Origin of the sequence: Streptomyces sp. DvalAA-43 (genome assembly GCF_900091725.1) — a bacterium.
GTDB lineage: Bacteria > Actinomycetota > Actinomycetes > Streptomycetales > Streptomycetaceae > Streptomyces > Streptomyces pulveraceus.
Genome location: NZ_FMBW01000087.1, coordinates 223,948 through 236,576, shown reverse-complemented (window position 1 = coordinate 236,576; position 12,629 = coordinate 223,948). Strand labels below are relative to the sequence as shown.

Sequence of the window (12,629 nt, the reverse complement as noted above, 5' to 3'; positions counted from 1 at the left end):
GACGTGACCATCATGGACAAGACAGCAGACATCCCGGCGCCCCGCGCCGGAGGGTCCAACGACGCACCGCTCCTCGAAGTGCGCGACCTGCACGTGGAGTTCCACACGCGTGACGGTGTCGCCAAGGCAGTCAACGGTGTGAACTACAGCGTGGACTCCGGCGAGACCCTGGCCGTGCTCGGTGAGTCCGGTTCCGGCAAGTCCGTGACCGCTCAGGCGATCATGGGCATCCTCGACATGCCGCCCGGCAAGATCCCGCAGGGCCAGATCCTGTACCGCGGCCAGGACATGCTCACCATGAGCTACGAGGAGCGGCGGAAGATCCGTGGCCAGAAGATCGCGATGATCTTCCAGGACGCGCTCTCCTCGCTCAACCCCGTGCTCTCGGTCGGCTACCAGCTCGGAGAGATGTTCCGGGTCCACCAGGGACTCTCCAAGAAGCAGGCCAAGGCCAAGGCCATCGAGCTGATGGACCGGGTCAAGATCCCCGCCGCCGCGCAGCGGGTCGGCGACTACCCGCACCAGTTCTCCGGCGGTATGCGCCAGCGCATCATGATCGCCATGGCGATGGCGCTGGAGCCGGACCTGATCATCGCGGACGAGCCGACCACCGCGCTCGACGTGACTGTCCAGGCGCAGGTCATGGACCTGCTCAAGGAGCTTCAGACCGAGTTCAACATGGGTCTGATCCTGATCACCCACGACCTCGGCGTCGTCGCCGACGTCGCGGACAAGATCGCGGTCATGTACGCGGGCCGGATCGTCGAGACGGCGCCGGTGCACGAGCTGTACAAGCGGCCCGCGCACCCCTACACCCGCGGTCTGCTCGACTCGATCCCGCGCCTGGACCAGAAGGGCCAGGAGCTCTACGCGATCAAGGGCCTGCCGCCCAACCTGCTCAAGATCCCGGCCGGCTGCGCCTTCAACCCGAGGTGCCCCAAGGCCGAGGACATCTGCCGTACGGAGATTCCGGTGCTGGTCCCGGTCTCCGAGCAGGACGGCAGCGAGCTGCCCGGCCGCGGCAGCGCGTGCCACTTCTGGAAGGAGACGATCCATGGCTGAGCTGGACAAGACGGACGGTTCCATGGACGCCACCCCGAACGTCACCGAGGTCGTGGCGGTCGACGCCACGGACGAGACGGCCGCGGTCGCCGCGATCGAGGCTCCGGTGGAGCGCGGTGAGCCGATCCTCCAGGTGCGCAATCTGGTCAAGCACTTCCCGCTGAGCCAGGGCATCCTCTTCAAGCGCCAGGTCGGCGCGGTCAAGGCCGTGGACGGGGTCTCCTTCGACCTCTACCAGGGCGAGACGCTCGGCATCGTCGGCGAGTCCGGCTGTGGCAAGTCCACGGTCGCGCGGCTGCTGATGGCGCTGGAGACGGCCACGTCCGGCGAGGTCTTCTACAAGGGCCAGGACATCACCCGGCTGTCCGGCCGCGCCCTGAAGGCGGTCCGCCGGAACATCCAGATGGTGTTCCAGGACCCGTACACCTCGCTGAACCCGCGCATGACGGTCGGCGACATCATCGGCGAGCCCTTCGACATCCACCCGGAGGTGGCCCCCAAGGGCGACCGGCGGGCCAGGGTCCAGGAGCTGCTGGACGTCGTCGGTCTCAACCCGGAGTACATCAACCGCTATCCGCACCAGTTCTCCGGCGGTCAGCGCCAGCGCATCGGCATCGCCCGCGGCCTCGCGCTCAACCCGGAGATCATCATCTGCGACGAGCCGGTCTCCGCGCTCGACGTATCGGTGCAGGCGCAGGTCATCAACCTGATGGAGAAGCTCCAGGACGAGTTCAACCTCTCCTACGTCTTCATCGCGCACGACCTGTCGATCGTCCGGCACATCTCCGACCGGGTCGGCGTGATGTACCTCGGCAAGATGGCCGAGATCGGTACGGACGCGGAGATCTACGACCACCCGACGCACCCCTACACCCAGGCGCTGCTGTCGGCGGTCCCGGTCCCGGACCCCGAGGCCCGTGAGCGCGGCGAGCGGATCATCCTCACCGGTGACGTCCCGTCGCCGGCGAACCCGCCGTCGGGCTGCCGCTTCCGCACCCGGTGCTGGAAGGCCCAGGACAAGTGCTCCACGGAACTGCCGCTGCTGGCCGTCCCCGAGCGCTTCAAGGGTTCGGACACCCCCGCGGCGCACGAGTCGGCCTGTCACTTCGCCGAGGAGAAGGACATCGTCGGCGCGGCCTCCTGACGGAGCCCGACCCACGCGGAAGCGCCCGGAACCGATCGGTTCCGGGCGCTTCTTCCTTTTCCCGGAACCGGGCTCGCAGGTGGCTCGGGTCAAGGGGCTCACGTGCTCGGTTCCTCGGGGTCGGGGGAGCCCCGCCGCCGGGGACCGGTCGGGTCCGCGGCCGCGAGGCGCCCCGGGGCCGGGGCTGGGGTGTCAGGCCCCGGCCCCGGGGTCTTCGGCAGCCTTGTCGAGCCTGGGCCCGGAGGAGGCGCCACGGGCCTTCGGGACGGCCGCGACGGACTGCGGGTCCTCGGGGTAGTGGCAGGCCGTCAGATGGCCCTCCCGGCTGCCCTCCACCCGCACCAGCGGCGGGGCCTCGCTCGCGCACTTGTCCGTCGCCTTCCAGCACCGGGTGCGGAAGCGGCAGCCCGACGGCGGGTTGACGGGGGAGGGGACGTCGCCGACCAGGCGGATGCGCTCACGGGCGGGCGTGTCGTCGGCGGACGCCTCGGGCACGGCCGAGAGCAGCGCCCGGGTGTACGGGTGCCGCGGGTTGCCGTACAGGTCCTCGCGGTCGGCGATCTCCACGATCCTGCCGAGGTACATCACCGCGACGCGCTGCGAGAAGTGACGCACGATGGCGAGATCGTGGGCGATGAACAGGAACGCGATGCCGAGTTCCTTCTGCAGCTTCTGCAGCAGGTTCACCACCTGCGCCTGGATCGACACGTCCAGCGCCGAGACCGGTTCGTCGGCCACGATCAGCTTCGGCTCCAGGGCGAGCGCGCGGGCCACCCCGATGCGCTGGCGCTGGCCGCCGGAGAACTCGTGCGGGAAGCGGTTGTAGTGCTCCGGGTTGAGCCCGACGGTCTCCAGCAGCTCCCGCACCCGCGCCTCGTGGCCGCCGGCCGGGTTGATGCCGTTGATCTCCATCGGCGCGGTGATGATCTTGCCGACGGTCTGCCGCGGGTTCAGCGAGGCGTACGGGTCCTGGAAGATCATCTGGATCTCGGAGCGGACCGGCGCCAGCTCCTTGCGCGAGGCGTGGGTGATGTCCTGTCCGCGGTAGGAGATCCGGCCGGCCGTCGGCTCCAGGAGCCGGGTGATCAGCCGGCCGGTGGTCGACTTGCCGCAGCCGGACTCGCCGACCAGGCCCAGGCTCTCGCCCTCGGCCACGGAGAAGTCCAGCCCGTCGACGGCCTGCACCGCGCCGACCGTCCGCCGGATCGGGAAGCCGCCCTTGATCGGGAAGTGCTTGGTGAGTCCGGAGACGTCCAGGAGGGGATCTGTGCTGCTCATGGTGGGGAAGTCCCGTCTCTTGTACGTCAGTTGGGCCGGGTGCCGGCGAAGTCTGCGAAGAACTCGGCGCGCTGCTCCGCGGTGAGGTGGCAGGCGGATCCGCGCCCGGCGGTGAGCTCCAGCGGCGGCTGCTCGCTCGCGCAACGCCCGCCGCCCACCTGCTCGGTGAAGGTGCACCGGGGGTGGAAGCGGCAGCCGCTCGGCGGGTTGAGGAGGCTCGGCGGGGTGCCGGGGATCGGCGACAGCGGCACGTCGACCGGGCCGTCCAGGGTCGGCATCGAGCTCAGCAGCCCCAGGGTGTAGGGGTGCTGGGGAGCCCGCAGCACCTCCTTCTTCGTACCGCGCTCCACGCAGCGCCCGCCGTACATCACCAGCACGTCGTCCGCGATGTCGGCGATGACACCGAGGTCGTGGGTGATGAAGACGATCGAGGTGCCGGTCTCCTGCTGGAGGTCCTTGAGCAGGTCCACGATCTGGGCCTGCACGGTGACGTCCAGCGCGGTGGTCGGCTCGTCCGCGATCAGCAGCTCCGGGTCGCAGACCAGCGCCATGGCGATCATCGCGCGCTGGCGCATCCCGCCGGAGAACTGGTGCGGGTAGTCGTCCACCCGCAGATCGGGCTGCGGGATGCCCACCTTGGTCAGCATCTCGACGGCCCGCGCCCGCGCCTCCCGCTTGGAGGCGCCGGTGTGCTTGCGGTACGTCTCACCGATCTGCTGGCCGATGGTGTGGTACGGCGACAGCGAGGCCAGCGAGTCCTGGAAGATCATCGCCATCTTGTTGCCGCGCAGCCGCTCCAGCTCCCGCTCCGAGACGGTCAGCAGATCCTGCCCGTCGAGCAGGATCTCGCCCTCGATCTCGGTGTGATCGGGATGGTGCAGCCCGAGGATGGTCAGGTTGGTGACGGACTTGCCGGAGCCGGACTCGCCGACGATGCCGAGCGTCCGGCCCTTCTCGATGTCGAAGGACAGCCCGTCGACGGCCTTGACCATGCCGTCTTCGGTGGAGAAGTGCACGCGCAGATCGCGTACGGAGAGGAAGGGGGTGCTCACTGGATCTCTCCCTAGGCGAGGCGGACGCGCGGGTCGATGAGGGCGTAGACGGCATCGACGATGATGTTGAAGACGACGATCGCTCCTGCCGCGACCAGGACGACTCCGAGCAACAGGGGCAGGTCGTTGTCGTTCACCGCCTTGACGGAGAGCGCGCCGATGCCGTGCAGGCCGAAGGTCTTCTCGGTGATGATCGCGCCGCCGAACAGCACACCGATGTCGAGGCCGAAGATGGTGACGATCGGGCCCATGGCCCCGCGCCAGGCGAATCTGAAGAACACCGTCCGCCGGGAGAGGCCCTTGGCGCGTGCGGTGCGCACGTAGTCCTCGCTCAGCGTCTCGACGAGCTGGGAGCGTGCCATACGGGTGTAGTTGGCGGTGAAGATCAGCGCCAGCACCAGCCAGGGCAGCAGCAGCCCGGTGAACCAGCCGGCCGGGTTCTCGGTGAAGGGGACTTCCTTGGGGCGGCTCAGGATGTGCCACTGGTCCGCGAGGTAGTACATGGCGATCACGCCCACGATGTAGATCTGCATCGAGGAGCCGATCAGCGACGCCGAGGACGCCACCTTGTCCAGCCACTTGCCCTGCTTGACCGCGGCGAGCATGCCGGTGCCCACACCGAAGATCACGAAGACGACCGCGCTGCCGAGCGAGAGGGAGAGCGTCGTCGGGAAGCGGTCGAGGATGGTCCCGAGGACCGGCTCGCGGTTGTGGAAGGAGTAGCCGAGACACGGTGCGGGGCAGTGCCCGAACGACGAGTAGTCCCTCCCGACGAACACTGCCTGCAGCCAGTGCCAGAACTGCACGGGCAGCGGGTCGTCGATGCCGAGGTTGCGCTTGACCAATGCCAGCGTCTCGGGCGTGCACACCTTGCCGCAGGCCACACGAGCGGGGTCGCGGGGCGCGACGTAGAAGAGGACGAAAGTGATGGCACTGATGATCAGCAGGATGACCAGTGCGCCGATTGCCCGGCGGATGAGGAAGCGGAACATGGCGATGGATTTCCCTGGCAGACGCCGACGAGGGGGAGTGGAGCGGGCGGGGCGCCGCAGGGGCGCCCCGCCTCAGGAGTGTCGGCGTCAGGCCTTCACGAACAGCTTGTAGAAGACGGCCGAGGACCACAGCGGGTGGAACATCGCACCGCCGACCTTCTCGCCGTAGAGGTAGAAGCGGCGCTGGAACGTCTCGGGGATGATCGGCGCCTCCTCCGTCATGATCCGCTTGTCCAGGGCGGCCCAGGCCTTGCCGGCCTCCGCCGGGTCGGCGATGGTGACGTTCTTCTTGATCGCCTCGTTGACCCAGTCGACGTTCAGCTGCGAGATGTTGTTGGCGCCGTTGGCGATCGTGCCGCCGTCGAACAGCGGCTGCATCAGCGTGTAACCGGTCGGCCAGTCCGGGGACCAGCCGAACCACATCACGTCGAACTGGTTGTCGATCTGCTGGATCTGGTCGTAGTAGCTGGTGGAGTCCAGCGGCTTCATGACGGGGGTGAAGCCGGCCGCCTTGAGGGCGTTCTCGATGACGACCTTGGTCTTGTTGTAGGTGTTGCTGGTCGGGAAGGCGTAGACGACCTTCTGGCCCTCCTTGCCGGCCTCCTTCAGCAGCTTCTTCGCCGCCTCCGGGTCGCCCTGCGGCTTCTTCAGCTTGCCGTAGACGTCGTCCTTGGCGTAGCCGACGATGTCGGGGCTCAGGATGGAGGTCGCGTAGTCACCGGCCGACGGACCACCGTAGATCTTGCGGATCTGCTCCAGCGGCCAGGCGTGGATGATGGCCTGACGGACCTTCAGGTCGGTGATCCGCTTGGTGTTGATCGCGTAGTAGTAGATGCCGGTCAGCAGGCCGTTGAAGGTCCGCTTCTTCAGCTCGGGGTCGGTGAGGACCTTCTGGATGCGCTCGGCCGGGACACCGCTGTACGCCATGACCGCGTACTTGTCGTCGCCGTCGTCGGCGATCAGCCGGTCGGCGGCCTGGAGGGACTCGGGGCCGAACTCGTAGACGAAGCTGTCCGGGTACGCGTTGCGGATCGAGTCCGTGTTGGGGTCCCAGTGCGGGTTGCGCACCAGGGTCATCGACTTGTCGACGGAGTGCGCCTTGATGCGGTACGGACCGCAGGAGACCGGGTCCTTGTCGTACTTCTCCTTGGTGTCGCCCTTGACCGGGACGGCGCCGTAGGAGGTCATCGCCAGCGTGAAGTTGAGGTCCGGGCGGGCCTCGGCCAGCTTGAAGGTGATCGTCTTGGCCTTGTCATCGGTCACGATCGAGTCGAGGTGCTTGCCGCCGAACGGGCCCTTGTACTTCGAGCGGAAGTCGGCCGTGCCGGTCAGCGCGGTCTGGGCGTAGCCGGCGCCCTCGGTGGTGAAGCTGGCGAAGCCGCGCTCGATGCCGTGGCGCACGTCCTCGATGGTGAGTTCCTTGCCGTCCTCCCACTTCAGACCGTCCTTCAGGGTGAAGGTCCAGGTCTTGCCGCCGTCGGACATGGTGCCCGCGTCGGTGGCGAGGTCGCCGACGAGCTTCATCGTGCCGTCCGAGGCGATCTTGTAGCCGGTCAGGCCACGGACGTAGAGGTCACCGACCGCGGAGTTCCACGAGAAGTAGACGCGCTGCGGGTCCAGGTGCGAGAAGTCGTCCGGGGCGATGCCGCGGATCGTGCCGCCCTTCTTCGCGCCCGGGATCTCGGCGGCCGGGCCGGTGGAGTCGGCCTTCGTGCCGACGACGACCGAGCCGGTGTACTTGTCGGCACCGCCGTGTCCGGCGCCACCGCCCTTCTTGGCCGTGCTGCCGCTGCTGCAGGCGGAGAGGACCATCGAACCGCCGGCCGCGACCGACGTGGCGATGACGAAGTTTCTGCGGGAAAGGGACATGGCTTCCTGCTCTGGTCGAGGGAGAGAAACGATTGTTCCGGCGGGCCCCGTCGCCCGCCGGAGGACGTACGGTTCAGCGCTTGGTCTTCGGGTCCAGTGCGTCACGCACCGAGTCGCCCAGCAGGTTGAAGGCGATGACGAAGATCACCATCGTGAGGCCGGGGAAGAGCATGAACGTGATGTCGCTCTGGTAGACGTCCGATCCGCGCTGGATCATCACGCCCCAGTCGGGTGTCGGGTCGCTGAGGCCGACACCGAGGAAGGCGAGGCCCGCTTCGGCGGTCACGTACGCGGGCAGCGCGAGCGTGGCCTGGATCAGGATCGGCGTCCAGAGGTTGGGCAGCAGCTCCTTGAAGATGATGCGTGCCGGAGACGCTCCCGTGACCTTGGCGGCCTCGACGAACTCGCGTTCGCGCAGGGCGAGTACCTCGCCGCGCAGCAGTCGCGCGATGGATGCCCAGCCGAAGGCGGTCATGACCGAGATGAGGCTGACGACGGTCAGCCAGACCGGGGTGTTCTCGTCCGGAGCGACCAGGATCGAGAGCATCACCGGCCAGAAGGCGATGAAGAAGAGCGTGGAGGGGAAGGCCAGCAGGATGTCGATGACCCGGCCCACGAGGTAGTCGGTCTTGCCGCCCAGGTAGCCCGCGGTGATACCGATGGCGATGCCGATCACCGTCACCAGCAGGGTGGTTGCCGCAGCGATGAGCAGCGAGTTGCGGATGCCGTAGAGCAGGAAGGTGAAGACGTCCCGGCCGAGGCCGGGTTCGATGCCGAACCAGAAGTCACTGCTGATACCGCCGTTGGGCAGCATGGGCGAACCGAAATCGTCCAGCAGGCTGGGATCGTTCGACCCGTATGTCGTGTACGGGTCCTTGCCGTACAGCTTCGCGATCAGCGGCGCGCAGATGGCGATCACGAAGAAGAAAATGACCACATAGGCCGAAATCATGCCCGTGCGGTCGCGCTTGAAGCGCAGCCAGGCCATCTTGCCCGGCGAACGGCCGTTCCCGCCCTTGGACGCGGACGGGTCCGCTATGGCCGGCGGCTTCGCATCCTCCACCTCAAGGGGGGTGGTGGTTTGCGGGGTTGGAATCGTCATGGTGCTCCTGGCCCGGAGGGTCGAAGGACTCCGCAGGGCAACACCTACGGGCTACCCGGACTTTTTCAACGCAATTCATGCAGGGTCAATGAATGTCCGACGCCCTTGGCGCGCTCTTTGGAAAATTTACCAATGCATGACTTTTCTTTGGGTGTGGCTTTGCTTCCGTTTGGCTTTTTCGGAGGCGTGTTCGCGACTTAACGGGTGAAGTCCGGCAATGAGTCCGATATGCGGGCGTGGTTGTCTCGGAATACGTACATACGATCAGGCGGGCTCGCGGTCGATGCGCATTCGATGCCTGGCCGTTATCGCTCCGGTGTATGTCAGGTGCACGCCCGCAACCCCTCCGGCCGTGAGGTGCCACTCGAAGCGGGCTTCGACGCGCCCGAATGGGTGGAGTAAATGTGCATGGATGCCCTTTATGCGGTGATATTTGACCGTAAGTGAGACGGAGCACTACGAGGAGGCACTCCATGCGCGGAGCCACACAGGCCAAGTGGGCCGCATGTGCGGTGGTCGTCGCCCTGGCGGCGACGGCGTGCGGCGGCGGGGGCAGCAGCAGTGGCGGCGGTGGGGCGAACGGAATCGTGAGCTCTTCCTGGGGTGACCCGCAGAACCCGCTGGAGCCCGCGAACACCAATGAGGTGCAGGGCGGCAAGGTCCTCGACATGATCTTCCGGGGGCTCAAGAGGTACGACCCGAAGACCGGCGCGGCCACCAACATGCTCGCCGAGAAGATCGACACCAAGGACAACCAGAACTTCACGGTCACCGTGAAGGACGGCTGGACCTTCAGCAACGGCGAGAAGATCACCGCCAAGTCGTTCGTGGACGCCTGGAACTACGGCGCCCTGCTGAAGAACAATCAGAAGAACGCCTACTTCTTCGGTTACATCGACGGCTACGACAAGGTCCACCCCGACACCGGCAGCGCCAAGGCGACCACGCTCTCCGGCCTCAAGGTCGTCGACCCCAGGACGTTCACGGTCAAGCTGTCGCAGAAGTTCTCCCTGTGGCCCGACACCCTCGGCTACCCGGCCTTCGCCCCCCTGCCCAAGGCGTTCTTCACCAACCACGCCGCCTGGGTGTCCAAGCCCATCGGCAACGGCCCGTACACCGTCGACACGTACACCAAGGGCTCGTCGATGAGCCTGCGCAAGTGGGACAAGTACCCCGGGAACGACAAGGCGCAGAACGGCGGCATCGACCTCAAGGTCTACACCGACAACAACACCGCCTACACGGACCTGACGGCCGGCAACCTCGACCTCGTCGACGACGTCCCCGCCTCGCAGCTGAAGAACGTCAAGGCGGACCTCGGCGACCGCTACATCAACACCCCGGCCGGCATCATCCAGACCCTCGCCTTCCCCTTCTACGACAAGAAGTGGGACACCCCCGGCGGCATCAAGGTCCGCCAGGGCCTGTCGATGGCGATCAACCGGCAGCAGATCACCGACCAGATCTTCCAGAAGACCCGCACCCCCGCCTCCGACTGGACCTCCCCGGTCCTCGGCACGGCGGGCGGCTTCAAGAAGGGGCTCTGCGGGGCGCCCTGCGAGTACCACGCGGCGGACGCCAAGAAGCTGGTCCAGGAGGGCGGCGGCATCCCCGGCGGCCAGCTCAAGATCTCGTACAACGGTGACACCGGCTCCCACAAGGAGTGGGTCGACGCCGTCTGCAACAGCATCAACAAGGTGATGGGCAACAACAAGGCGTGCGTCGGCGCCCCGGTCGGCACCTTCGCCGACTTCCGCAGCCAGGTCTCGCAGCAGAAGCCGACCGGCCCCTGGCGGGCCGGCTGGCAGATGGACTACCCGCTCATCCAGAACTTCCTCCAGCCCGTCTACTACACCGACGCCTCGTCCAACGACGGCAAGTGGAGCAACAAGAGGTTCGACGGGCTCGTCGACAAGGCCAACGCCGAGTCGGACAAGGCCAAGGCCGTCTCGACCTTCCAGGACGCGGAGAAGGTCCTGGTCGAGCAGATGCCCGTCATCCCGCTCTGGTACCAGAACGGCAGCGCCGGCTACTCGGACCGGATCAGCGATGTGGCACTGAACCAGTTCAGCGTCCCGGTGTACGAGCAGATCAAGGTCAAGTGACCCGGCCGGAGGACCCGAGGCCGGGTGGCCGGTGCCAGGAGCGCACCGGCCACCCGGCTTCCCCGTCCCCGACGCGTCACTCCCCAGCCCCGAGCCTCTGACCCCCGCGACCCCCGGAGCCCTTCATGGGACGTTATGTGATCCGGCGGCTGCTGCAGATGATCCCGGTCTTCTTCGGCACCACGCTGCTGATCTTCCTCATGGTGAATGTGATGGGCGACCCCATCGCGGGTCTCTGCGGCGACCGCCAGTGCGACCCGGCGACCGCAGCCCAACTCCGTGCGGAATTCGGCCTCGACAAGCCCGTCTGGCAGCAATACCTCACCTACATGGGCAATGTCTTCACCGGCGACTTCGGCACCGCGTTCAACGGGCAGAAGGTCACCGAGCTGATGGGCACCGCCTTCCCCATCACGATCCGGCTCACCGTCGTCGCGATCGTCTTCGAGGTCGTCATCGGCATCAGCCTCGGTGTCGTCACCGGTCTGCGCCGCGGCCGCCCCGTCGACACCACCGTGCTCATCCTGACCCTGGTCGTCATCTCCATCCCGACCTTCGTCACCGGCCTGCTGCTCCAGCTCCTCCTCGGTGTCGAGTGGGGCCTGATCAAACCCTCCGTCTCACCGGAGGCCCCCTTCGACGAACTGCTGGTCCCCGGACTCGTCCTCGCCTCGGTCTCACTGGCGTACGTCACCCGGCTCACCCGGACCTCGATCGCCGAGAACGCCCGCGCCGACTACGTCCGCACCGCCGTCGCCAAGGGGCTGCCCAGGCGCCGCGTCGTCATCCGGCACCTGCTGCGCAACTCACTGATCCCGGTCGTCACCTTCATCGGTACGGACGTGGGCGCCCTGATGGGCGGGGCGATCGTCACGGAGCGGATCTTCAACATCCACGGCGTCGGCTACCAGCTCTACCAGGGCATCCTGCGCCAGAACTCCCAGACCGTCGTCGGCTTCGTCACCATCCTGGTCCTCGTCTTCCTGGCGGCCAACCTGATCGTCGACCTGCTGTACGCCGTACTCGACCCGAGGATCCGCTATGCCTGAGCAGACACCGGACGAGGCGATCTCGTCCGCCGGAGCGGGAGGCGTGATGGACCTCGCCCTGGAAGAGGGCACGACCCTCGAAAGGCCCCCGGGCGGCCCGGACGGCGCCGGCCCCGCCGAGAAACCCCGCAGCCTGTGGTCGGACGCCTGGCGTGACCTGCGCCGCAACCCGGTCTTCATCATCTCCGCCCTGCTCATCCTCTTCCTGGTGGTCATCTCGATCTGGCCGTCCCTCATCGCCGACCAGGACCCCCTCGACTGCAACCTCGGCAAGGCCCAGGAGGGCTCCCAGCCCGGACACCCCTTCGGCTTCGACGGACAGGGCTGCGACGTCTACACCCGCACCGTCTACGGGGCCCGGAACTCGGTGACCGTCGGCGTCTGCGCCACCCTCGGCGTCACCCTGCTCGGCGGGGTGCTCGGCGGGCTCGCCGGATTCTTCGGCGGCTGGTCGGACTCGATCCTCTCCCGGCTCACCGATGTCTTCTTCGGTATCCCGGTGGTCCTCGGCGGTCTGGTCTTCCTCTCCGTGGTCACCAGCTCCACCGTCTGGCCGGTGATCGGCTTCATCGTGCTGCTGGGCTGGCCGCAGATCGCCCGCATCGCCCGCGGCTCCGTGATCACCGCCAAACAGAACGACTACGTACAGGCGGCACGGGCGCTCGGCGCCTCCAACACACGGATGCTGCTGCGCCACATCACCCCGAACGCCATCGCACCGGTGATCGTCGTCGCGACCATCGCGCTCGGTACCTACATCTCGCTGGAGGCGACCCTCTCGTTCCTCGGCGTCGGCCTGAAACCGCCCGCCGTCTCCTGGGGCATCGACATCTCCGCCGCCTCCCAGTACATCCGCAACGCCCCCCACATGCTGCTCTGGCCCGCCGGAGCCCTCGCGGTGACCGTGCTCGCCTTCATCATGCTCGGCGACGCGGTGCGCGACGCCCTCGACCCCAAGCTGCGCTGAGGAGCCCGC

The 12,629-nt window shown here is 67.2% G+C and carries 10 protein-coding genes; 5 read left to right on the top strand and 5 right to left on the bottom strand.

Going from position 1 to position 12,629, the window contains the following annotated elements:
- The first annotated feature begins 3 nt into the window (after positions 1-3).
- Together GA0115234_RS35925 and GA0115234_RS35920 are read left to right on the top strand one after the other, a co-directional pair.
- Positions 4-1,062 (top strand): ABC transporter ATP-binding protein, encoded by a 1,059-nt coding sequence (locus tag GA0115234_RS35925; protein WP_093550090.1) that lies wholly within the window; start codon positions 4-6, stop codon positions 1,060-1,062.
- A complete protein-coding gene (locus GA0115234_RS35920) occupies positions 1,055-2,206 on the top strand; it encodes an ABC transporter ATP-binding protein (RefSeq protein WP_093550089.1) in 1,152 nt (383 codons plus the stop codon). Before GA0115234_RS35925 ends, GA0115234_RS35920 begins: the two co-directional genes overlap by 8 nt.
- A gap of 192 nt (positions 2,207-2,398) precedes the next feature.
- Here the strand turns inward: GA0115234_RS35920 and GA0115234_RS35915 are convergent, their stop codons facing one another.
- The 5 genes from GA0115234_RS35915 to GA0115234_RS35895 all read right to left on the bottom strand — a co-directional run bounded on the left by GA0115234_RS35915 (position 2,399) and on the right by GA0115234_RS35895 (position 8,499).
- On the bottom strand, positions 2,399-3,484 hold the full coding sequence (locus tag GA0115234_RS35915) for an ABC transporter ATP-binding protein (protein WP_093550086.1): 1,086 nt from the start codon (positions 3,482-3,484) through the stop codon (positions 2,399-2,401).
- Positions 3,485-3,510: 26 nt separating this feature from the next.
- Entirely contained in the window at positions 3,511-4,476 is a 966-nt protein-coding gene (locus GA0115234_RS35910; protein WP_093550449.1) for an ABC transporter ATP-binding protein, read from the bottom strand.
- 71 nt (positions 4,477-4,547) lie between these two features.
- Positions 4,548-5,528, bottom strand: a complete 981-nt coding sequence (locus tag GA0115234_RS35905; protein ID WP_093550084.1) for an ABC transporter permease — start codon at positions 5,526-5,528, stop codon at positions 4,548-4,550.
- Positions 5,529-5,615: 87 nt separating this feature from the next.
- Positions 5,616-7,397 (bottom strand): ABC transporter substrate-binding protein, encoded by a 1,782-nt coding sequence (locus GA0115234_RS35900; RefSeq protein ID WP_093550082.1) that lies wholly within the window; start codon positions 7,395-7,397, stop codon positions 5,616-5,618.
- Between the two features lie 73 nt (positions 7,398-7,470).
- Positions 7,471-8,499 carry an ABC transporter permease gene (locus tag GA0115234_RS35895; RefSeq protein WP_176729369.1) on the bottom strand — a complete coding sequence of 343 codons (1,029 nt, stop codon included), beginning with the start codon at positions 8,497-8,499 and terminating at the stop codon, positions 7,471-7,473.
- A 473-nt stretch (positions 8,500-8,972) separates the two neighbouring features.
- Here GA0115234_RS35895 and GA0115234_RS35890 point away from each other — a divergent pair, with 473 nt between their 5' ends.
- The 3 genes from GA0115234_RS35890 (at position 8,973) to GA0115234_RS35880 (ending at position 12,620) form a co-directional block, all read left to right on the top strand.
- On the top strand, positions 8,973-10,604 hold the full coding sequence (locus GA0115234_RS35890) for a peptide ABC transporter substrate-binding protein (protein ID WP_093550080.1): 1,632 nt from the start codon (positions 8,973-8,975) through the stop codon (positions 10,602-10,604).
- A 125-nt stretch (positions 10,605-10,729) separates the two neighbouring features.
- The gene (locus tag GA0115234_RS35885; RefSeq protein WP_093550078.1) at positions 10,730-11,653 is read left to right on the top strand and encodes an ABC transporter permease; all 924 of its coding nucleotides are present in this window, start codon (positions 10,730-10,732) and stop codon (positions 11,651-11,653) included.
- Positions 11,646-12,620 carry an ABC transporter permease gene (locus GA0115234_RS35880; RefSeq protein ID WP_093550076.1) on the top strand — a complete coding sequence of 325 codons (975 nt, stop codon included), beginning with the start codon at positions 11,646-11,648 and terminating at the stop codon, positions 12,618-12,620. Before GA0115234_RS35885 ends, GA0115234_RS35880 begins: the two co-directional genes overlap by 8 nt.
- Positions 12,621-12,629 lie beyond the last annotated feature (9 nt).

Coding starts and splice junctions, on each gene's coding strand:
- GA0115234_RS35900 (WP_093550082.1), bottom strand. CDS start 7,397: ATGTCCCTTTCCCGCAGAAACTTCGTCATCGCCACGTCGGTCGCGGCC.
- GA0115234_RS35910 (WP_093550449.1), bottom strand. CDS start 4,476: ATGGTCAAGGCCGTCGACGGGCTGTCCTTCGACATCGAGAAGGGCCGG.
- GA0115234_RS35920 (WP_093550089.1), top strand. CDS start 1,055: ATGGCTGAGCTGGACAAGACGGACGGTTCCATGGACGCCACCCCGAAC.
- GA0115234_RS35895 (WP_176729369.1), bottom strand. CDS start 8,499: ATGACGATTCCAACCCCGCAAACCACCACCCCCCTTGAGGTGGAGGAT.
- GA0115234_RS35880 (WP_093550076.1), top strand. CDS start 11,646: ATGCCTGAGCAGACACCGGACGAGGCGATCTCGTCCGCCGGAGCGGGA.
- GA0115234_RS35890 (WP_093550080.1), top strand. CDS start 8,973: ATGCGCGGAGCCACACAGGCCAAGTGGGCCGCATGTGCGGTGGTCGTC.
- GA0115234_RS35885 (WP_093550078.1), top strand. CDS start 10,730: ATGGGACGTTATGTGATCCGGCGGCTGCTGCAGATGATCCCGGTCTTC.
- GA0115234_RS35915 (WP_093550086.1), bottom strand. CDS start 3,484: ATGAGCAGCACAGATCCCCTCCTGGACGTCTCCGGACTCACCAAGCAC.
- GA0115234_RS35905 (WP_093550084.1), bottom strand. CDS start 5,528: ATGTTCCGCTTCCTCATCCGCCGGGCAATCGGCGCACTGGTCATCCTG.